This window comes from Burkholderia sp. A2, from assembly GCF_001729305.1.
In the GTDB taxonomy this organism is placed as follows: domain Bacteria; phylum Pseudomonadota; class Gammaproteobacteria; order Burkholderiales; family Burkholderiaceae; genus Burkholderia; species Burkholderia sola.
Genome location: NZ_LZXX01000105.1, coordinates 68,756 through 88,408, shown reverse-complemented (window position 1 = coordinate 88,408; position 19,653 = coordinate 68,756). Strand labels below are relative to the sequence as shown.

Below are 19,653 nucleotides of genomic sequence, written 5' to 3'. Positions count from 1 at the left end.
GGCGATGTCGCTTTCCGCATCGCCGTCCCGGATTCACCGGTTCCGGTTCAACGTCGATCGATCCGCTTATCGCGACGCCTGCGCTCGCTCCACCGCAAACGCATCGTCGACGAACCGGATCACGTCGTCGAGCGACGACGTGCACACCGCGTCCGCCGCAAGCGACCGAAACGCGCCGTCCGGCCCGAAGCAGACGAGCGGCTTGCGCCAGTGCCGCGCGAGCGCGACCTCCTCGGCCGTCCGGTGCCCGTGCACCGTGCTCATTCGAGTTCGACGCCCTTCAGCTCGGGGATCAGGAACAGCGTCGCGACCATGTCGAGCACGTAGAGGCCGGCGAGCAGCGCGATGGCCGTCTGGAACCCGTAGTGCGCGGCGAGCGCGCCGACCGCGACCGGGCCGAAGCCGCCGACCGCGCGGCCGATGTTCCACAGCACGTTCTGCGCGGTCGCGCGTGCGGCCGTCGGATAGCCTTCCGACATCAGCGTCCCGTAGCCGCCGACCATCCCGTTGACGAACATCCCCATCAGCGCGCCGGCCCACAGCATCGCCGTCGGGTCCGACAGCCGCGCATACGCGATGACCGTCACGACCGAGCCGAGCTGGTACAGCAGGAACGTCGGCTTGCGGCCGATGCGGTCGGCCAGTTGCCCGAACACCCAGACGCCGATCATCATCCCGACGACGGTCGCCGCCGTCCACAGCCCCGATTTCGTCAGCGAGAAGCCCATCTGCTTCGACAGGAAGGTCGGCAGCCAGATCATGATCCCGTAGTAGCCGAAATTCTGGACCGAACACAGGATCGCGATGCCGACGCTCGTGCGCGCGGTGCGGCCGTCGGCGACAAGCATGCGGAACGCGTTGGATTCAGGCTGCGTCGCGCGCTGCACGAACGCTTCCGGCTCGTGCAGCGTGTTGCGCATCCCCCACGCGAGCAGCGCGGGCAGCACGCCGACCACGAACATGCCGCGCCAGCCGATGTGGGGCAGCAGCAACGGCGTCAGCAGCGCGGCCAGCAGCACGCCCGCCTGCCAGCCGAGCGCGACGTAGCACGACACGCGGGCACGCTTGGCTGCAGGCCATGCTTCCGCCGCGAGCGCCATGCCGATCCCGAACTCGCCGCCGAGGCCGATGCCCGCGATGGTCCGATAGACGAGCAGATCCTCGAAGCCGCGCGCGAACGCGCACAGGCCGGTGAAGATCGCGAACAGCAGGATCGTCCACGTCAGCACGCGCACGCGCCCGTAGCGGTCGCTCAGCGCGCCGAACACGATGCCGCCCGCGACCGCGCCGATCAGCGTCCACGTGACCAGCGCGCCGCCCTGCCCGGGCGTCAGGTGCAACGCCGCCGTGATCGCCGGCAGCATGAAGCCGAGGATCAGCAGGTCGAAGCCGTCCATCGCATAGCCGATCGCCGACCCGGCGAGCGCCTTCCACGCGTACGCGCCGACCTGCTCGACGCGCGGGGCCGACGGGCCGCCGAGCGCCGAAGATTTGATGTTTGCTGCCATGGTGTCCTGCCACGAATGTCCGGCGACATTCTAAGGCCTGGGCCCGCGAACGAAGGAGGCGGACGCGCGCCGGCCCGCGCTGCCCGGACGGCTGGCGCGAAATGGCGGGAAACGGCGGAAAATGGCTGGAAACGGCGAAAAACGGAAAGGGAAAGCGGAAAACGTCGATCCGGTGCGGCGGCGAGGCCGGCGATGCCGCGATCAGGCCGGACACCGGATGAAAACCGGCAGGCTGGCGGAGGATGGCCGTCCGGCCCGCCTGTGCGGACCGGACGGCGCCGGATGGCCTGGCGGCGCGGGCTTCAGCCCTGATCGTCCCCCGGCCACCAGGTCTTGGCCTCGCGGTCGACGGCGAGCGTGTCGAGATCCTTGCCTTCGAGCCATTTCGGCCGCGGGCCGCGCCCCGACCACGAGCGGCCGGTCGACGGATCGTAGTACTTGGCAGGCGCCTTGCGCTTGCGCTGGACGATGTAGCCGAGCGCGCTCAGCACTTCCTGCTGCGAAATTCCCAACAGCTCGACCTGTTCCTTGAACGCCGCGAGCGCGGCTTGCTTCTCCTTCTGCTTCGCCTCTGACAGCTTGATGTTCAGGTCCCGAAGTTGTGCTTCGAGTTCCTGCAGGGCCTGGGTCATGTATTCATCCTCTTTGGGCATGTTTTTGCAAAAAGCTCCGATGGGCGAACCTACCACGAAGTTCCGCCGATAGGGGCTGTCAAATCGGTGAATCGTCCACCTGAGCCGGCATGATTTGCGCGATGCGCACCAAACGACGTCGTGCGTCAGTGGCAGGCAGGACCAGGCCGGCAACGGGCGGCACGCCGCGCACGCATGCACGGGCGAACGGCGGCGGCAAGTGATCCGCCGCACCCGACACGGGCGCGGCATGGCGCGAATGATAGCAGTGCGCGGCGCCGTGTTGCAGAAGTCGCTGACCGGAGTCGATGCGGGCCCGACGGTTCAGCGGTCTTCGCCGCCGGCATCCCATGCGATCCGGTCGAACAGCGCGCGCAGCTTCGCGCCGCGCGCCGCATTCAGCGCCGTCGCGTGCGCGACGCGGCCGGCCAGATGCGCGCGGAAATCCGGATGCGCGTCGCGATTCTGCGACGCCGGGCCATGCCGGATGCAGTTGGTCAGGATAGCCTTCAGGCGATCGAACGCGTCGCGCGCCAGGTTCGGATGACGGTTGACGACCACGCCGGCCAGTTGCTGGCGCGCGCCGCGCCGCATCACGTGGGTCTTGCGCAATTGCAGCGCGAAGCCTTCCTCGAGTGCGATCGCAGCGACCCGGATCTGCAGCCGCTCGACGTCGCGCGCGAGCGCACCGCCGCCGGAAAACGCGAGATCGTCCGCATAGCGCGTGTAGGTCGCATCGAGCGAACGCGCGAGCGCGGCAAGCCGCATGTCGAACCGGAACCCGCACAGGTTCGCGAGCGCCGGCGACGTCGGCGCACCCTGCGGCAGATGCCGTTCGCGATAGCGCTGGCGGCCGATCCAGTCGAACCGATCGCGCAAGTCCGGCGCGAGCAGTCGTGCCGACGGCACGCGGTTGGTGCACAAGCCGGTGAGCGCACGCGCGACTTCGGCCGGATACCCGAGCGTCGCGAACAGCGCATGGACGCGCGCGGCGCGCACCGACACGAAGAAATCCGCGAGATCGAAACGCACGACGACATCGCGATCCGCGTGCGGCGCCGCGAACGACACGATCCCGTGTCCCTTGCGAAAACCGTGTACCGCGCCGTGCGGCGCAATGCGATCGAGCAGCCCGTGCAGGATGCGGCGCTGCGCCTCGCGCAGCCGCCCCTTTGGAATTTCGACGAGACGGCACCCGCCGCTACGCTTGTCGACCGGGACGTACGTGTAGTGATGCAGCGGCGTGGCGCTGCCGCGCGCGTCGACGCGCCAGTGATCGGACAGCCAGTCGAGTTCCGGCGGGCTCACGCCGAGCCAGCCGGCGAGATCGCCGGGCGTCGGCCATTGCGGCACGTCGCAACCGGTGAGTGGCGCCGGCGGCGGTCGCTGGACCAGCGGCCGCCGCACGACGCGGACCACCACGGGCCGACGGTCGCCATACCATGCCCGCACGAACGCGGGCGCCTCGGCCAGCACTGCCGCGAGCGCGTCGGTGTCGGTATCGGCCCAGTTCGCGCCGAAGCGGACGAGCGCGGCGTCCGCGCATTCGTGCGTCCACGGCGGTGTGTCGCCGAGCACGGCGGCCATCCGCGCGACGATGCCGTCACGTTCCGGCGAACCGGCAAGCATCGCCTCGGCAATCGTTCGGGTGGTGTCGCGCAGGGATGAGTGCATGGACGAAGATGGGCGGGACGACGAGCCAACGTGGCTGGTACTGCGAGGGGTCATGTTGCGCGACGCGCAACGGCGCCCCTTGCGACGCATCGGCGTATCGATCTGATCCACGGGGTAGCCCCGTAGTCCTGGAACATCGGCTGCCTGTTCCTGGCGTGTGCTTGACCCGCCGCCCCGCGTCGCGACTTTAAGCGGCGACGACGCCAGGTGTCAAATCGAGCCGGGCGATGCGCGATGCGCGGCGGCGTCGCGATGCGGTCGCCCGGTTTCCCGACGCGCCCGGCCGAAACGGCAAACCGCCCGCTCCGCCCAGGCCCACCCTGCTTCCCTACATATTGCCCGCCAGATGAAACCGCGACGCCGGATGCCACAGCCTGACCGACGTGGCGACCTGCTCGCCGACCCACGTCCGGCGTCGCAACAGCAAACACGGCTCACCGATTTCCATCACGAGATGCCGGCGCACCTGCGCATTGGGCTTCTCCGCGTAGATCTGGAACTCCGCACGCTGGATCGGCGCCAGCCGCACCATGTAATGATTCGGCGTCTCGAGCGTGAAGTCCTGCTCCAGATACGCGGGAAACAAGGCCGGATTGACGTAGCGATCCTCGAACTGGATCGGTTCGTCCTCCTCGTAATGCACGATACGTGAATGAAACACGGGCCCCGCGCGCAGTCCGAGCGCGTCGATCGCATCCGGGTCGACGCTGCGCTCGATCATCAACACGCGCGCACTGTGCCGATGGCCGCGCTCGGCGATTTCGTCCGCGATGTTGCGGATCTCCAGCACCGTCGATTCGTAATGCCGGCGCTCGACGAACGTGCCGGCGCCCTGGATGCGCGTCAGCACGCGCTCGGCCGTCAGTTCGCGCAGCGCGCGCGACACCGTCATCCGGGCCACGCCGAATTCCTTGACCAGCTCCGCCTCGGTCGGGATCGCGGCGCCGGGCTTCCAGTCGCCCTTCGCGATCCGCTCGACGACGTAGCGCTTGATCTGCTGATAGGCCGGCAGCGCCCGTGCCGGTACGGTGTCGAGCGATGCCAACGCCCGCCGTGCGGAAAGTCTGCGTTCCGTTTCGCTCATGCGCCCTCGACCGGATGAATGTGGAGTGATCGGCCCGTCCTTGACCGTCGTCACTGCAACGACGGCGGCACACCGGCGACGATGCCGGCCGCGATCGCGATATCGTCCGCGAGCGGCCGGTCGTCGTGATATGCCGGCACGCGTTCGCGCACATGCCGCCACAGCGCGTCGGTCGACGCGGCCCGCCCCGTTTCGGCCGGCTGCAAGTCGTACGCCTGCGCGGCCGCCAGCAGTTCGATCGCGAGCACGCGCGTCGTGTTCTCGATGATGTCGAGCGCCTTCAGCGCGGCCGGCGTCGCGTGACACAGGTGATCTTCCTGCAACCCCGACGTGATGCCGCCGTCGAGGCTCGCCGGCGCGGCAAGCCGCTGGTTCTGCGCGACCAGCGCGACCGCCGTGTACTGCGCGATCATGAAACCCGAACAACTGCCTCCCGGCGCGGCAAGAAATGCCGGCAGCCCGCTGACGAGCGGATTCACGAGCCGGTCGAGACGCCGCTCCGCGATCGCCGCGACCTGGGCCATCGCCGCCGCGAGGCTGTCCATCGCGAGCGCGATGCCGGCGCCGACCGCATGCGCCTGCGAATGCACGGCCGGCGCCTCCCGCGTGCCGGCGACGATCGGATTGTCGGTGACCGACGCGAGTTCGCGATCGACGACCTCCGCCGTGACGTCGAACACGTCGCGCGCCGCGCCATGCACGTGCGGAATCGTGCGCAGGCTCAGCGGATCCTGCGTATGCCGGCCGCTCGCCGCGACGAGCATGCCGCTGTCCGCCAGCAGTGCCCGCAAACGGGCGCCAACCTGCCCGATACCGGGCGAAATGCGCAGCGCGAGCGAAGCCGGATCGAATGCGGCGAGTTGCCCGCCGAGGTTCTCGAAGCTCATCGCCGCGATCCAGTCGGCCCAGTCGAGCAACCGTTCGGCGCGGACCAGCGCGAGCGCCGCCAGCCCCGTGACGCACGGCGTCCCGTTGACGAGGCTCAACCCCTCCTTCGCGCCGAGGACGAGCGGTTCGCGGCCGATGCGCCGCAGCGCCTCGTCGCCGCGTATGCGTTCGCCGCGATGGCGCGCATGGCCGTGCCCGACGCAGACGAGCGCGACGTGCGCCATGTGGGTCAGGTACCCGACCGAGCCGTGCGCCGGCACTTCGGGCAGGCAATCGTGCTCCAGCAGCGCGACGAGCTGTTCGACGACGTCGGCCCGGACACCCGAATGCCCGTGTGCATAGTTGTTGATCGCGGCCGCGATGATCGCGCGCGTTTCGGCCGCGCCGAGCGGCATGCCGACGCCCACCGCATGGCTCATCAGGATGTTGTGCGACAGCGTGCTCTGCTGGGCCGGCGATACGATCACGTCGCACAGCGCGCCGACGCCGGTATTGACGCCGTACGCGCGAATCCCGCGCGCGACGATCTCGTCGACGAGTTCGCGCGCGGCCACGACACGCGCGCGTGCATCGTCGGCCAACGCGAGCGGCTCGCCGGCCGCCACGGCCGCCACCTGTCGCCAGTCAAGCGGCCGCGCCGCACGGAATACGGTCATGGCAGCCTCAGTTCGTCGTGCGGTCGTGGTGGCTCGACACGAATTGCCGGAAGCGCTCGGAAGTCTGCCCACCGAAGACTTCATCGGGCGTCCCGTCCGTATCGACCTCGCCCTGATGCAGGAACATCACGCGATTCGACACGTGGCGTGCAAAACCCATTTCATGCGTGACGACCAGCATCGTGCGCCCCTCTTCCGCCAGCGAGCGCATCACGCGCAGCACCTCGCCGACCAGCTCCGGGTCGAGCGCCGACGTCGGTTCGTCGAACAGCATCACCTTCGGATGCATCGCCAGCGCGCGGGCAATCGCGACGCGTTGCTGCTGGCCGCCGGACAGATGCGCCGGATAGTAGCCGCGCTTGTCCGCGAGGCCGACGCGCGCGAGCAGCGCCTCGGCCTCCTCCACCGCTTCCGCGCGGCTGCGCTTCTGCACGCGCAGCGGCCCTTCGACGAGGTTGTCGAGCACCGTCATGTGCGACCACAGGTTGAAGTTCTGAAACACCATCCCGAGCTGCGAGCGGATCCGGTCGACCTGGCGCCGGTCGCTCGGATGCAGCTTGCCGTCGCGCGCACGCTTCATCGCCAGTTCTTCGCCGGCGAGCGCGACGGAGCCGTCGTCGGGCGTCTCGAGCAGGTTCAGGCAGCGCAGGAACGTGCTCTTGCCCGATCCGCTCGCGCCGAGGATCGAGATGACGTCACCCTCGTGCGCGTCGAGCGAAATGCCCTTCAACACATGATGATCGCCGAACGACTTGTGGATGTTTCTGACCGACAGCGCAACGGGAGCAGGAGTGTTCATCGGATTCTCTTTGAAAGGACTGCGACGCTCAGGATGCGGCGCGCTGAGGATTGCGCGCCGCCGCGGCGGGCGCACCGGACGGCTTCGGCGCACGCAGGTGCCCGGAGAGCCGCCATTCGAGCGCGCCGAGCAGGCGCACGACGATGAAGTTCAGGCCCAGATAGATGAGGGCCGCGCAGACGAACACCTCGGTCGTCCGGTAGGTTTGCTGAATGATCTGCTGCGCGACGCCCGTCACTTCCCACACCGTGACGAGGCTCGCCAGCGCGGTCGACTTGACGAGCAGCACGGCCTCGGTCGAATACGCAGGCAGGCACTGGCGCAGCGCGATCGGGCCGATCACGCGCCGCAGCAGCGCGAAGCCCGACAGGCCGATCGAATAGCCGGCCTCGATCTGCCCGACCGGTACGGCCATCAACCCGCCGCGGAGGATTTCGGCCGTATAGCCGGCGGTGCACAGCGCCAGCGACAGCACCGCGCAGACGTACGGCTCGCGCAGCACCGGCCACATGAAGCTGTCGCGGATCACGCCGAACTGGCCGAGCCCGTAATACACGAGGAACATCTGGATCAGCAGCGGCGAGCCGCGAAACACGAGGATGTAGGCCCGCGCGAAGCGGTTCGGCAGCCAGCTCGGCGACACACGCATCGTGACGATCACGAGCGACAGCAGGCCGCCGAGCACGAGCGATGCAAAAAACAGGCCGAGCGTGGTCGGTACGGCCGCGAGCAGCTGGCGCAGCGTATCGACGAGAAAAGCGAAATCGATGGACATGCCCGTTCTCCGTCAGTTGCGCGCGAAATTGCGGCGGAACGACCGGCCGACGATCGCTTCCGCCCGGTTGAACACGCGGTTCGACACGCCCGTCATCAGCAGATACAGCGCACCGCCCGCGACGAAGAACACGAAGTACTGGTGCGTCGAATTGGCGGCGATCTGGCTCGTGCGGAGCAACTCGGCGAAACCGGTGACCGAGATCAGTGCGGAGTCCTTCAGGCTCAGTTGCCACACGTTGCCGATACCGGGCAGCGCGAAGCGCAGCACCTGCGGCACCAGGATGCGCCGCAGCACCATGCTGCGCGGCATGCCGATCGAGCGCGCCGCTTCGAGTTCGCCTTTCGACACCGCCAGCACCGCCGCGCGATAGACCTCTGCCTGATAGGCGCCCGAGATCATCCCGACCGCGAGCGCACCGATCACGAACGGCGGCACGCCGATGAAGCCTTCCGCGCCGAACCACTGGCCGACGGCCGTCACGAGCGTCGAGCCGCCGAAATAGAACAGATAGATGACGAGCAGTTCGGGCACGCCGCGAAATACCGTCGTATACAGATCGCCGAGCAGGCGGAGGGTGCGGTAGCGCGACAGCTTCGCCGCCGCGATCGCCGCGCCGATCACCGCGCCGACCGCGAGCGCCGCGAGCGTCAGCGCGACCGTCATCAATGCGGCGAGAAGCAGCACACCGCCCCAGCCTTCGGTACCGAAGCCGAGCATTTCAAGAATCTCCATGCGTGCCTCCCTGCATGCGTTGAATGAAACCGCTGGATGCGCGCCGCCGCGCGTCGTTCGACGCCCTTACGCGGCGGCCGAACCCGCGCTTACGGCGTGACGTCGGTCTTGAACCACTTGTCGGCGAGCTTCTTCACGGTGCCGTCCGCGAGCGCCGCGCCGATCGCCGTATCGAACTTCGTCTTCAGGTCGGCATCCTGCTTGCGAAACGCGAGCCCCTCGCCCGGCCCCCAGATCGGGCCGCCGAGCTTCGGCCCCGCGAGCACGATCGATGCGTTGTCCTTCTTCGCGTTGTTCGCCGCGTAGTACGTGACGTCGTCGAACGATGCGTCGATGCGCCCGGCGACCAGATCGAGATCGCGTTCGGGCGACGTCTTGTACACGCGAATCGACGCAATGTCCTTGAAGCTGTCGTTGATGAATTTCGTGTAGACGGTGCCCGACTGGATACCGATCGTCTTGCCCTTCAGTTGCTTGCGCAGCGTGTCGACGGTCGGCTTGTCCGCGTTGGCGTCACCTGTGAGCTTGACGATCGGCGCGCCGGGCGCGGCCTTCGGCAGGATCTTCGTATCGGTGACGGCGAACGTCGCCGGCGTCGCCGCATACGGACGCGAAAACAGCAGGATCTTTTCGCGCTCCGGCGTGATGGAAATCGCATCCATCAGGACATCGAACTTGCCGGCCTGCAGGCCGGGGATCATCCCGTCCCAGTCCTGCGCGACCATGTTGCACTGCACCTTGATCCGCTCGCACACGTTGGCGAGCAGTTCCGGTTCGAAACCGCCCAGCTTGCCGCCCGGCAGCGTGAGGTTCCACGGCGCGTAGCCGCCTTCGAGCGCGACCGTCACCGTCTTCCATTCCTTGGCCTGTACGGGCGCCGCAAGCGTTGCCGCCGCAGCCGCGATGACGCCGATCGTCCTGATTGCCCACTTGATGCGCTTGCCGTTCACGAGATTTCTCCTTGCGTTGAGGTTCGCCATCCCTTCGGTGCAGCAAGCCGCCTCAGGAATTTGTCTATACAAGCATGCAAGAAGAAAAACAGCGAAGCAAGCTGTGGTCAATAAAAACGGCGGAAACGCGGGAAATCCCCTAATTTCAAGGGTCTAGCGTGCATCGTCGCGGGGAATTCCGGCACATGTTTGGTGCAATTCGACTAATCGAATCTCAAGGATGACTAGACAAATTTTGAATTCGATCGCCCGTCCGGGCGACCGGGAAACACATCTGAGGATTGGCGGCGCGCGGAACGCCTGCGCGTTGCCGGATGCGATGGCGCCGCGCAATACGGCATTTGCATCGGACTCGATTGGCCCGCCATCGTCAGCGGCGCGAGTGCTGCGTTCGTCCAATGAATATCGGGCGGCAGGTCGCCTGACTCCCGAAGAGGGGATTGAGCCGCTGTCCGATCCGCAGCGGATTGGCGGGTAACGTCGGCGGAGGTACCACGAGCGTGAAGGACGCCGATCCTACCGCGCCGGCGGCGCATCGCGCAGCACAGACCGCAACGCGGTATCGAACGGCGTCGCGTAATCGATCCCGAGCGCGCGCACGCGCGCGGCATCCAGATGGCAGTCGTACGGACGCGGTGTCGCATCGGTCGGCTGGGTGATTGGCGCGAGCGACGCGTCGATGCCGAGCGCGGCCGCGATTCGCTGCGCGATGTCGTACTTCGTCATCGGCTCCTCGCTCGACCAATGGCGGATGCCCGTGACGGATTCACCCGCGAGATGGCGCAGCGTCAGGTCGCGGATGACCTGCGCGACGTCCGGCGTGTAAGTCGGGTAACGGATCGCCCATGCGTCCATGCCGACTGCGTCGGCGCCCGGCTGTGCCGACGCGACGACGGCCGGCACGAGGCTCGTGACGGCCGATTCGCTCCAGTCGGCGATCGGGCCGAAGAGCAGCGGCAGCCGCAGCACGCATGACAGCGGCGAGGTGGCCAGGAGCGCGGCCTCGCCTTCCAGTTTGGTGCGCCCGTAGATGTTCAGCGGGTTCGGGGCCGCGTCTTCGCCGTAAGGGGCGGCCTTGCCGTCGAAGACGTAGTCGGTCGAAATGCCGAGCGTCCATGCGCCGCATCGCGCGGCGAGCGCGCCGATGCGGGCCGGTGCCGTGACGTTGATGGCGCGGGCGGCGGCCGGGTCGCGTTCGCAGACGTCGGGGCGGCGTTCGGCGGCGCAGAGAATCACCGCTGCCGGTCGGTGGGTTTCAAAGACGCGTTCGAGGGACGGCTGGTCGAGGACATCGAGTTCGGCGATGTTTTCCGGCGGTAACGCAAGCAGTTTCGCGCCGGCGGTTTGCGGGTTCCGGATGGTTGCCAGCAGGGTCAGCGACGGTTCGCGAGCCAGGGAGGCCGCAACCGCGCGGCCGAGCAGGCCGGAGGCGCCGATGAGGAGGACGGTTTTGCGCAGGGTCGACGGGAATGGGTTTGGCATCGGTGCGATCAATCACGGAAAACGAATGGATTATCGAGCCTATTGAATAGCAGGAACGATCGCGGCGCAACGCTTCAGTCTACTGGCTCGCATCCGCGAACATGCGCACCGATCTCTCCGTCGCCCGAAAAAGCAAAACCCGGCGCACTCGCGCGCGCCGGGCTCCCGATACCGAACGGAAACGTCGCCCTGCGTTACTTCCGGTCGACCGAATACCGCCCCGGCCCGCTCAACGCGAGCAATAGCAGCCCGCCGATGATGCTCACGTTCTTGTAGAAGTTGATCATCGCCATGTACTGCTCCATCCCCTGCAGCGCCCAGTAGCGATGGCCGATCAGCGCGGTCGCGAGCGTATAGGCGGCGAACGCCAGCGCGAGCGGACGCGTATAGAAGCCGATCGCGATCAGCACGCCGCCCACCAGCTCGACCGCCACCGCGATCGCGGCCGCCAGCTCGGGCGCCGGGTTGCCGGTCGACGCCATGTACGCGACCGTGCCCGAGAAACCGGTCAGCTTCTGCCAGCCGAACAGCACGAACAGGATCATCATCAGCACGCGAGCCGCCAGCAGCAGCTCGTCCTTCTTCGACTCCAGCGAAACGTAACGCATAGCAATCACCCTTGAATTGACGGTTTGATGCGTCCGGTGCCGCTGCGCGCCGAATCGGCGCGCGATGCCGGCAACGGACCGCTCTTCGCAATCGGACGGCAAGCCATCTGGCCTGCCGCCGAAGAATCCGCCTGGTGGCGCCGCGGCAGGCGGCGCGCTCCGGACCGGTTCTGGCGAAGCACGGGTGCAGTCTACTGTCCCGCTGAAAATCATCAATCCGCCAAACCATGATTCGCTGTCTCGAATTAGTGGACAATCGGCGAAGATCCATCCGTCACGCGACGTCTGCTGGCTACGCAAACCGCCGCCTCCGCCTGTCAGCAAGGTGAAGCTTCTTTACGTTACGGAATCAGTTGATAGTCGACACCGCGCTCGCGGATCGCGGGCGGTTCGAGAGGTCGTGATGGGGCGAATGACAGTCGGACGGTGTGGTGATGTGGCGGCACGCGTTGCCGCCACCGACGGGATGGGAATCGCGATGATTGGATTGCGCCGCGATCGCGATGCATCGCGCAAGACGAATCGTTCCGGCACGCAACGGGCGTACCGGCCGCATGCACCGCGCGGGCCGCGATCACGCGCCGCCGGCGCGGCGCACGCCCTCCGTTATAACGCGGCGATCCGCCCGCGGAAATGCTCGGTGCCGGCCACGATCTTGTCGAGCACCGCGTCGAGCGCCCAGAAGCGTTCGCGCACGTCGTAGTCGATCGCACGGCATTTGATCGATGCGAACGTGCCGATCCGCTGGTGATACAGCTTCGCGAGCGCCGGGTAGCCCAGCGCCTCCGATACCGCCGAGACGACGAGGAACGTCGACAGTTCGTCGGCGAGCGCCGGATTCGACTCGCCTTGCGTGCGCAGCCACCGGTAGAGATCGGGATGGAAGTTGGTGAACACGCCGTTGAAACCGGCGGACCCGGCCTTCATCGCGTCCCACGCAATCGCGGCGTTCGCATTCAGGATCTTCAGCGGCGATCCCTCGGCAAGCGCGACGCGCCGCTTCACCGTCGCGAGATCGCAACTCACGTCCTTGAGCATCACGAACCGGCCCGTGTCGATGCACGCGCGCAATTCGTCATCCGACAGGAGCCGACGGTAAGGTGCCGGGCATTCGTACAGCCCGAGAGGGAGATCCGACGGCAGTCGCGCGAGCAGCCGGTGCAGATGGTCGAGCAACGCGGCGCTGCCCTTGCGTTGCGGATCGAGCCGGTTGGTCACGAGCACGACGCCCTGCGCGCCCGATTCGGCCGCCGCGCACAGTTCGGCGACCTGCGCGTCGAGATCGTCGCTGATGTGGCCCGACGCGACGACCGGCACGCGCCCGCCCACGCGCTCGACCACGAAGCGCGCGAGCGCCGCGCGTTCGGCCAGGCTCAGGAACTGCATCTCGCTCGATTGCGCGACCGCGAACAACGCATCCGAGCCGTGCGCCAGATACCATTCGATGAGCCGCTCGAGCCCGGCGTAGTCGATCGCGCCGGCGTCGTCGAACGGCGTCAGCATCACCGGCACGATCCCCTCGATGGTCACGTTCGATTGCTGCGGATGTTGCATCGGTTTCTCCTTCCTTCAGTGAATGCGAATGCAGGCTGCACGATCACGCCGGCAACGGTCCGGGCGCGGCGTTCGCGGCCTGTTCGGGAATCGGCTTGCGCACGAGCAGCAGATAGGCCATCGCGCCGGCGAACGCGATCGCCGCCGCGGTGAGCAGCGCGGGCACGAACGACCACTTCTGCGCAATGATGCCGGTCAGGATCGGGGCCAGCGCGCCGCCGATGAAGCCGCCGAAATTCTGTATCGCGCCGAGCGACGCGATGCGGCTCGGCGGTGCGGCCGCCGTCGCGAGCGCCCACGAGCACGCCGACGCCGCGTTGGCGAGAAAGATCACCACCGAAATGCAGGCGAGCGCAACCGTATTGCTCTGCACGAGCGCGGCCGGAATCGTGAACGCGACCATTCCGAGCATCGCGGCCACCACCGCGTTGCGCCGGCTCACGACCGGCGACCGGCTGCGGCGCGTGACGAAATCCGACAGCCAGCCGGCGACCAGCGAACCGACGAACCCGCACAGGAAGGGGACCGATGCGGCGAATCCCGTGCGGATCAGGCTCATGTGCCGCTCCATCGTCAGGTAGCCCGGCAGCCAGGTGAGGTACACCCAGTTCAGGTACACGGAGCCGAAGAAGCCGATCAGCATCCCCCACGTCGTGCCGTGCGAGAACAGGCTGCGCCATTCGGCGAAGGTCAGCTTCGGCGCCGCGGCGACGCCTTGCGCATCGGCATCGAGATAATGGCGTTCGGCAGCGGAAAGTTGCGCGCGCACCGGGTCGCGATACAGCGCGAACCACACGACGGCGACGACGAGGCCGAGCGCCCCGGTCAGGACGAACGCCCAGCGCCAATGGAACGACGCCACGAGCACCGACAGCAGCAGCGGCGCAAGCGCGGTACCGAGCGGCGACGCGGCATTGAAAATGCCGGTCGGCGTGCCGCGCGCCCGCAGCGGAAACCAGTTGCTCACCACGCGCGCGGCGGACGGGAATTGCGGCGCCTCGCCGATGCCGAGCACGATGCGTGCGACGATGAACCAGCCGAACGTGGACACGATGCCGCCCGCGGCCTGCGCGAACGACCAGACGATCAGCCCGATGCCGAGCAGCCGGCGCGGGCCGATGCGGTCGACCAGCCCGCCGACCGGAAACTGGCACAGCGCATAGCTCCACGAGAATGCCGACAGCAGCAGCCCCATCTGCGCGAGCGACAAGCCGAGGTCCCCGCGGATCGCGGAACTCGCGACGGCCAGCGTGCCGCGATCGAGATAGTTGACGATCCCGCTCGCCATCAACAGCGCGAGCGCGATGCGTTGACCGCGCCGAATCCGGGGCGGCGCGTGCGGAACAGCTTGGTTGTCGTTCATGTCGATTGTCTCCGTGTCACTGTAAGGGGCCGGGGTTCGGCCGTTCCGTCGCATGCGGAATTCAGGTGTCCGACCGTATGACTTCGTCGCGCGTCGGGATCGACGTCTGCGCGCCGTGGCGCGTGACGCTGATCGCGGCCGCACGCTGGCCGAAGCCGATTGCGTCGTCCATCGACGCGCCGCCGGCTCGCGCGGCTGCAAACCCGCCGACGAACGTGTCGCCGGCCGCGGTCGTATCGACGGCCGCCACCGCGATCGCACGATGGCGGCCGCTCCCTGCGCTGCCGCGCCAGCAGACGCCGCGCGCGCCGAGCGTGACCAGCACGTTGCCGGCGCCCTTCGCGCACAGCGCATCGGCGGCGCGCGCGGCCGACGCGTCGTCGCCGACGGCGATGCCGGTCAGCGACTCGGCCTCGGTTTCGTTGACGACGAGATAGTCGACCCGCGCCAGCAATGCATCGAAGAGCGGCTGCGCGGGTGCGGGATTGAGCAGCACCGGCGTGTGATGCGCGCTGGCACAGGCAATCGCGCGCGCCACGGTGGCGACCGGCACTTCGAGTTGGCACACGAGCAGCGCGGCCCCGGCGATCGCGTCGCGCGCCGCGTCGATCCGGTCGGCATCGACGCACGCGTTCGCGCCCGGCACGACGACGATGCTGTTCGCGCCGCCGTCGTCGACCGTGATCGTCGCGACGCCGGTCGCCGTGCCGCCGATCCGGTGCAGGTGCGTCACGTCGATGCGCTCCGCCGCCAGCGCCGCGTGCAGGCGCGCGCCGAACGCGTCGTCGCCGACGCTGCCGATCATCGCGACCGACGCGCCGAGGCGCGCGGCCGCCACCGCCTGGTTCGCACCCTTGCCGCCGTGAACGGTCTCGAACGTCGTGCCGAGGAGCGTCTCGCCCGGCACCGGCAGGCGCGGCGCGCGCGTGACGAGATCGATGTTGACGCTGCCGACGACGGCGATACGCGGTAACCGAAGGCTGTTCATTGCTTGATGTAACCGCTTACATTCGCGACCGACAAAATGACCGGAATGGTCGTCGTCTCGGAAAAGTTCGACATACGGTTTGAACGAGTGTCTGACATAATAGGGAAGCAGCAACAAGATAGCGCTTACATTCTCGCAGGCTTGGTCGAGAATGCAAGCGGTGGCATCACGAATCGAGGGTAAACAATGACGCTTTTGACGGCACACGGCAGCGGCACGGCCGCCACACGCGGAGACGGCCGATGAGCACGCCCCGCGCACGCCGCGGCAGCGGCCGCTCGGTGCTTGGCGACGTCGCGAAACTCGCCGGCGTATCGACCGCGACCGTCTCGCGCGTGTACAACGATCCCGGCAAGGTGTCGGCCGACGTGCAGCGGCGCGTGCGTGACGCGGCGCTCGCACTGAACTGGATCCCGAATGCGGCCGGCCGCGCACTCGCGTCCACGCGCACCCACATCACGGGCGCGATCATTCCGACCCTCGACGATCAGGTGTTTGCATCACAGGTCGCCGGCATGCAGACGGTCATGGCCGAGCACGGCATCACGCTGTTCCTCGGCTGCTCGAACTACGACCCCGCGCAGGCGCTCGCGCAGGTGCGCGCGATGCTGTCGCGCGGCGTGGAAGCGGTGTCGCTGGTCGGCGAAGCGTATCCGCCGGAACTGTTCGAACTCCTTGCGATGCATCGCGTGCCGTACGTCGTTACGTATGCGTACCGCGACGACAGCCCGCACTGCTGCATCGGCTTCGACAACCGCGCGGCGTTCGCGCGGCTCACCACGCACCTGCTCGACCTCGGTCATCGCGATTTCGCGATCATCATGCAGCCGTCGACGGACAACGACCGCGTGCAGGCCCGGCTGCGCGGCATTCACGACACGCTGGCCGCGCACGGGCTCGCGGTGCGCCCCGTGCATCAGCACGAAGGCGCGGCCACGATCGCGTTCGGGCGGGCGAGCCTGCGCGCGATCGCCGACGGCGACGCGGCGACACGGCCCACCGCCGTGATCTGCGGCAACGACGCGCTCGCGCTCGGCGCGTTGCTCGAAGCGCAGGCGCTCGGCATCGACGTGCCCTCGCAGCTGTCGATCACCGGGTTCGACGACATCGCGCTCGCGCGCGAGATCCAGCCTCCGCTGACGACGATGTGGGTCGACACCGACGCGATCGGGCGCCAGGCCGCGCACGCGTTGCTCGACGCGCTCGAGAACGGCGCCACGGGGCCCGGCCATGCGGTCCAGCCCGAGTTGCGCATACGGGAATCCGCGGCGCCACCGACGCAGACGCAGGCCCGCGCGGCGCGCAAGAGCAAGACGTAGCGGGGCAGCGCCCTGCTTACTGCATCACGTCGATCGGCAGCGTCTTGTCGAGATTGTCGTGCCACGCGTTGATCGTCTTCGGCACCGTCTTCTTCCACGCGGGCACGTTCGAGTAGTAACGCATCCGGACATTGTTCTTCGCATCGAACACAAGCAGCCCGATCCACAGATCGATGCCGCGGCGCATCACGATCGCGGCGTTCGTCGTCGCGATGCCGCGCACCCAGTACGACGTCACGTGTGCGTTGAGGCCGTCGAGGTCCTTTTCGTCGGCGCTGAGATTGACCACGTCGACGAGCGTCCGATAGTCGGCGCCGAGCAGCTTGTGCGCGGCCGCGTTCTGCTGTGCGTCGGCGACGACCTTGAGGCTCAGCAGGTCGGCCGGCGGCTTTGACTGCGCCTGCGCGGCGGTCACGTAGTCGCCTGCGTACATGACGCCCATACCGGCGCCGCAATCGACATCGGCACCCTGCTGCGTGACGCGGACGCGCCCGCCCTTCCGGTCGAAGTCAAGCCGGCATTTGTCCCGGCGATAGGTTCCGCTGTCACCGTGCAGCACGATGTTGCCGTCGAGCCCGCCATCATGGGCGCCGTTGTTGGCGCTCAGCTCGAAATGCAAGCGCGGCACCGTGCCGGTAAACGTGAGCACACCGCCGAACGACGGGTTGTCGCTGTCGAGATACCACGTCTGCTGCCAGCGATCGGCCGCCAGCGGCATGCCGTTCAGGCTCGCGAGCCGTTCGCGGTAGCGGTCGCCCAGGCACGACGCATTGCTGCCGCACTGGTCGCGCTGCTTGAGCCACTTCAATTGCGCCGCCTTCAGCGCGGCCGTATCGCCGCCCTTCGCGAGCGCCCTCTTCCACGCCGTCGACAGCTCGCCGTCGAGCTTCGACAGCGCGGTGTCCGCACAGATCGTTTTCTCGGTCGGCGACGCGGCCTTCGCGCAGTCGAAGCCGGCCGCATGCGCGACGGGTGGCAGCAACATCAACAACACGGCCGCCGCGACGGATGACAGGTACGTGCTCCGCTTGCCACTTGCACAACGTGCAGCACGCTCGCGCGCATTCGATCGGTTCTGGGTTCTCATCGGCTTGATCGTCGCTGAGTCGCGCACCGTAGAAGCTACCTGCACGCGACATTCGAGGTAAAAACGCCCGGCCCGGCATGCGGCGCATGGCGCCGCCCGGCGAAGCGTAACCCGAATGCGCGACGCCGATCAATCGACGTTCGATGTCGTCGCAACCCAGTCGGCGACCGCGCTGCGACGCACGATACCGTCGCGCAACGCCGCTTTCGTCTCGCGACCCATGATCCCGATGAACACGATCACGCGAGCGCCGTCCGCGTGGTCGGCCGTCGTCTTCCAGCGACGAGAACCGGATGCGCCGCGCGGCGACCTGCCACACGCGGGTGGCAATCGCACCCGCTGCATCGGCCACGCACACGATGCCTTTCGCGCGCAGGACGAGCCGGCAATGACGTCAGCCGTCGAACGGCACCAGTTCGTAACTCGTGCTCCGCCCGCCGGACTGCGAGCGCCGCAATAGGCGCTGCTCGACGAGTTCCGTGATGTCGCGCAGCGCCGTGTCTTGCGAGCATTTCGCGAGAGCGGCCCACTTGGTGGTCGTCAGCTTCCCTTCGAAGCCGTCGAGCAGGCGATTCATGACCTTGAGCTGGCGCTCGTTCATCGCGACGCCCGCGCATCGCTGCCAGAAGCGCGCCTTGATCAGCACCGCATCGAGCGTCGTGTGCGCATGATCGATGGCGCGCCCCAGCGTATTCAGGAACCACGCGAGCCACTCCGTGACGTCGAGCGAGCCGCGCTGCGTGCGCTCCAGCACGTCGTAATACGCGTTGCGCTCGCGCTGGATCTGCGCGGACAGGCTGTAGAAACGCTGCGGGCTTCGATCCGCGCGCGCCAGCACCAGATCGCCGAGCGCGCGCGCGATACGACCGTTGCCGTCGTCGAACGGGTGGAGCGTGACGAACCACAGGTGGGCGAGGCCGGCCCGGATCAGCAAGGGCTCGGCCGGCGGCGCGTTGAGCCACGCGAGAAAGCGCCCGATTTCGCGCGACAGGCGGGGGGCCGGCGGCGCCTCGACATGCACGCGCTGCCGGCCGATTGGCCCGGAGACCACCTGCATCGGCCCGCTCGCCTCCGTGCGCCACCCGCCGACCGTGATCCGCGACAGCCCCGAATAGCCGGTCGGAAACAGCGCGGCATGCCACCCGAACAGCCGCGCTTCGGTGACCGGTGCGGCAGAATCGGTCGTCGCATCCAGCACCATGTCGACGACGCCTTCGACGTGGCGATCGACCGGCGCCAGCGCGCCGATGTCGACCCCGAGCCGGCGCGCGATCGACGACCGGACCGACGCGACATTCAGGTTCTCGCCCTCGATCGCGCTGGTCTTGACGACGTCCTCCGTCAGCGCGGCCAGGCTTGCCTCGTCGCGCAACGTCAGGCCGACATCCGCCACTCGGCCGACGAGCATGCCTTGCGCACGACTGACGTCGGCGAGCGGCGCGGCGAGGACCGGAAGGTCGAAGCGCCAGGCCGGCCAGTCGGCCGATTCCCAGATAAAGGTGCAATCTCCGCTCATGATGCGGAGATTGTCCGCCCATTCGCCGCATGACT

Annotated in this window: 19 protein-coding genes; 2 read left to right on the top strand and 17 right to left on the bottom strand. The window is 67.8% G+C overall.

The genetic code is table 11. The annotated features are described in order from the left end of the window. Positions 1 to 66: 66 nt before the first annotated feature. From A9Z05_RS20915 to A9Z05_RS20870, 10 genes are all read right to left on the bottom strand, one after another. Positions 67 to 264 carry a hypothetical protein gene (locus tag A9Z05_RS20915; protein WP_069619756.1) on the bottom strand — a complete coding sequence of 66 codons (198 nt, stop codon included), beginning with the start codon at positions 262 to 264 and terminating at the stop codon, positions 67 to 69. Beyond that, complete coding sequence (locus A9Z05_RS20910) at positions 261 to 1,508, bottom strand: MFS transporter (protein ID WP_069619755.1); 1,248 nt, start codon at positions 1,506 to 1,508, stop codon at positions 261 to 263. Before A9Z05_RS20910 ends, A9Z05_RS20915 begins: the two co-directional genes overlap by 4 nt. A 302-nt stretch (positions 1,509 to 1,810) precedes the next feature. After that, positions 1,811 to 2,140, bottom strand: a complete 330-nt coding sequence (locus A9Z05_RS20905; protein WP_069619754.1) for an H-NS family nucleoid-associated regulatory protein — start codon at positions 2,138 to 2,140, stop codon at positions 1,811 to 1,813. 324 nt (positions 2,141 to 2,464) lie between these two features. After that, complete coding sequence (locus tag A9Z05_RS20900; protein ID WP_069619753.1) at positions 2,465 to 3,814, bottom strand: reverse transcriptase family protein; 1,350 nt, start codon at positions 3,812 to 3,814, stop codon at positions 2,465 to 2,467. Between the two features lie 328 nt (positions 3,815 to 4,142). Beyond that, positions 4,143 to 4,898, bottom strand: coding sequence for a histidine utilization repressor (gene hutC / locus A9Z05_RS20895; RefSeq protein WP_069619752.1), 756 nt, complete (start codon positions 4,896 to 4,898; stop codon positions 4,143 to 4,145). Between the two features lie 50 nt (positions 4,899 to 4,948). Beyond that, positions 4,949 to 6,442 carry a histidine ammonia-lyase gene (gene hutH, locus A9Z05_RS20890; RefSeq protein ID WP_069619751.1) on the bottom strand — a complete coding sequence of 498 codons (1,494 nt, stop codon included), beginning with the start codon at positions 6,440 to 6,442 and terminating at the stop codon, positions 4,949 to 4,951. A gap of 7 nt (positions 6,443 to 6,449) precedes the next feature. Then, positions 6,450 to 7,241, bottom strand: a complete 792-nt coding sequence (locus A9Z05_RS20885; RefSeq protein ID WP_069619750.1) for an ABC transporter ATP-binding protein — start codon at positions 7,239 to 7,241, stop codon at positions 6,450 to 6,452. Positions 7,242 to 7,269: 28 nt separating this feature from the next. Further along, entirely contained in the window at positions 7,270 to 8,016 is a 747-nt protein-coding gene (locus A9Z05_RS20880; RefSeq protein ID WP_069619749.1) for an ABC transporter permease, read from the bottom strand. Between the two features lie 12 nt (positions 8,017 to 8,028). After that, positions 8,029 to 8,751: an ABC transporter permease gene (locus A9Z05_RS20875; RefSeq protein WP_069619748.1), complete on the bottom strand. Its 723-nt coding sequence runs from the start codon at positions 8,749 to 8,751 to the stop codon at positions 8,029 to 8,031. A gap of 89 nt (positions 8,752 to 8,840) precedes the next feature. Continuing rightward, positions 8,841 to 9,701 (bottom strand): transporter substrate-binding domain-containing protein, encoded by an 861-nt coding sequence (locus A9Z05_RS20870; RefSeq protein WP_059638965.1) that lies wholly within the window; start codon positions 9,699 to 9,701, stop codon positions 8,841 to 8,843. Between the two features lie 220 nt (positions 9,702 to 9,921). Here A9Z05_RS20870 and A9Z05_RS36330 point away from each other — a divergent pair, with 220 nt between their 5' ends. Then, on the top strand, positions 9,922 to 10,179 hold the full coding sequence (locus A9Z05_RS36330; RefSeq protein WP_141723451.1) for a hypothetical protein: 258 nt from the start codon (positions 9,922 to 9,924) through the stop codon (positions 10,177 to 10,179). A 38-nt stretch (positions 10,180 to 10,217) separates the two neighbouring features. Here the strand turns inward: A9Z05_RS36330 and A9Z05_RS20865 are convergent, their stop codons facing one another. From A9Z05_RS20865 to rbsK, 5 genes are all read right to left on the bottom strand, one after another. Beyond that, positions 10,218 to 11,183: an SDR family oxidoreductase gene (locus A9Z05_RS20865; RefSeq protein ID WP_069619747.1), complete on the bottom strand. Its 966-nt coding sequence runs from the start codon at positions 11,181 to 11,183 to the stop codon at positions 10,218 to 10,220. 194 nt (positions 11,184 to 11,377) lie between these two features. Beyond that, positions 11,378 to 11,791 (bottom strand): DoxX family protein, encoded by a 414-nt coding sequence (locus tag A9Z05_RS20860; RefSeq protein WP_069619746.1) that lies wholly within the window; start codon positions 11,789 to 11,791, stop codon positions 11,378 to 11,380. Positions 11,792 to 12,397: 606 nt separating this feature from the next. Continuing rightward, the gene (locus A9Z05_RS20855) at positions 12,398 to 13,345 is read right to left on the bottom strand and encodes a dihydrodipicolinate synthase family protein (RefSeq protein ID WP_069619745.1); all 948 of its coding nucleotides are present in this window, start codon (positions 13,343 to 13,345) and stop codon (positions 12,398 to 12,400) included. Between the two features lie 43 nt (positions 13,346 to 13,388). Beyond that, a complete protein-coding gene (locus A9Z05_RS20850; protein WP_069619744.1) occupies positions 13,389 to 14,708 on the bottom strand; it encodes an MFS transporter in 1,320 nt (439 codons plus the stop codon). A 61-nt stretch (positions 14,709 to 14,769) separates the two neighbouring features. Next, positions 14,770 to 15,696, bottom strand: a complete 927-nt coding sequence (gene rbsK / locus A9Z05_RS20845; RefSeq protein WP_069619743.1) for a ribokinase — start codon at positions 15,694 to 15,696, stop codon at positions 14,770 to 14,772. A gap of 242 nt (positions 15,697 to 15,938) precedes the next feature. Between rbsK and A9Z05_RS20840 the strand changes: the two genes are divergently transcribed. Continuing rightward, positions 15,939 to 17,015 carry a LacI family DNA-binding transcriptional regulator gene (locus tag A9Z05_RS20840; RefSeq protein ID WP_069619742.1) on the top strand — a complete coding sequence of 359 codons (1,077 nt, stop codon included), beginning with the start codon at positions 15,939 to 15,941 and terminating at the stop codon, positions 17,013 to 17,015. Between the two features lie 16 nt (positions 17,016 to 17,031). Here A9Z05_RS20840 and A9Z05_RS20835 read toward each other — a convergent pair whose 3' ends face one another. Both A9Z05_RS20835 and A9Z05_RS20830 read right to left on the bottom strand, forming a co-directional pair. Then, positions 17,032 to 18,000 (bottom strand): lysozyme inhibitor LprI family protein, encoded by a 969-nt coding sequence (locus A9Z05_RS20835; protein WP_371090906.1) that lies wholly within the window; start codon positions 17,998 to 18,000, stop codon positions 17,032 to 17,034. A gap of 496 nt (positions 18,001 to 18,496) precedes the next feature. Beyond that, positions 18,497 to 19,618: a Fic family protein gene (locus A9Z05_RS20830; RefSeq protein WP_218077817.1), complete on the bottom strand. Its 1,122-nt coding sequence runs from the start codon at positions 19,616 to 19,618 to the stop codon at positions 18,497 to 18,499. Between the last annotated feature and the right edge of the window lie 35 nt (positions 19,619 to 19,653).

Excerpts from the sequence above, each read along its gene's own strand:
- A9Z05_RS20900 (WP_069619753.1), bottom strand. The coding sequence starts at position 3,814 with ATGCACTCATCCCTGCGCGACACCACCCGAACGATTGCCGAGGCGATG.
- A9Z05_RS20835 (WP_371090906.1), bottom strand. The coding sequence starts at position 18,000 with ATGTTGCTGCCACCCGTCGCGCATGCGGCCGGCTTCGACTGCGCGAAG.
- rbsK (WP_069619743.1), bottom strand. The coding sequence starts at position 15,696 with ATGAACAGCCTTCGGTTACCGCGTATCGCCGTCGTCGGCAGCGTCAAC.
- A9Z05_RS20830 (WP_218077817.1), bottom strand. The coding sequence starts at position 19,618 with ATGAGCGGAGATTGCACCTTTATCTGGGAATCGGCCGACTGGCCGGCC.
- A9Z05_RS20860 (WP_069619746.1), bottom strand. The coding sequence starts at position 11,791 with ATGCGTTACGTTTCGCTGGAGTCGAAGAAGGACGAGCTGCTGCTGGCG.
- A9Z05_RS20850 (WP_069619744.1), bottom strand. The coding sequence starts at position 14,708 with ATGAACGACAACCAAGCTGTTCCGCACGCGCCGCCCCGGATTCGGCGC.
- A9Z05_RS20885 (WP_069619750.1), bottom strand. The coding sequence starts at position 7,241 with ATGAACACTCCTGCTCCCGTTGCGCTGTCGGTCAGAAACATCCACAAG.
- A9Z05_RS20875 (WP_069619748.1), bottom strand. The coding sequence starts at position 8,751 with ATGGAGATTCTTGAAATGCTCGGCTTCGGTACCGAAGGCTGGGGCGGT.
- A9Z05_RS20910 (WP_069619755.1), bottom strand. The coding sequence starts at position 1,508 with ATGGCAGCAAACATCAAATCTTCGGCGCTCGGCGGCCCGTCGGCCCCG.
- A9Z05_RS20905 (WP_069619754.1), bottom strand. The coding sequence starts at position 2,140 with ATGACCCAGGCCCTGCAGGAACTCGAAGCACAACTTCGGGACCTGAAC.
- A9Z05_RS36330 (WP_141723451.1), top strand. The coding sequence starts at position 9,922 with ATGACTAGACAAATTTTGAATTCGATCGCCCGTCCGGGCGACCGGGAA.
- hutH (WP_069619751.1), bottom strand. The coding sequence starts at position 6,442 with ATGACCGTATTCCGTGCGGCGCGGCCGCTTGACTGGCGACAGGTGGCG.
- A9Z05_RS20865 (WP_069619747.1), bottom strand. The coding sequence starts at position 11,183 with ATGCCAAACCCATTCCCGTCGACCCTGCGCAAAACCGTCCTCCTCATC.
- A9Z05_RS20880 (WP_069619749.1), bottom strand. The coding sequence starts at position 8,016 with ATGTCCATCGATTTCGCTTTTCTCGTCGATACGCTGCGCCAGCTGCTC.
- A9Z05_RS20840 (WP_069619742.1), top strand. The coding sequence starts at position 15,939 with ATGAGCACGCCCCGCGCACGCCGCGGCAGCGGCCGCTCGGTGCTTGGC.
- hutC (WP_069619752.1), bottom strand. The coding sequence starts at position 4,898 with ATGAGCGAAACGGAACGCAGACTTTCCGCACGGCGGGCGTTGGCATCG.
- A9Z05_RS20915 (WP_069619756.1), bottom strand. The coding sequence starts at position 264 with ATGAGCACGGTGCACGGGCACCGGACGGCCGAGGAGGTCGCGCTCGCG.
- A9Z05_RS20855 (WP_069619745.1), bottom strand. The coding sequence starts at position 13,345 with ATGCAACATCCGCAGCAATCGAACGTGACCATCGAGGGGATCGTGCCG.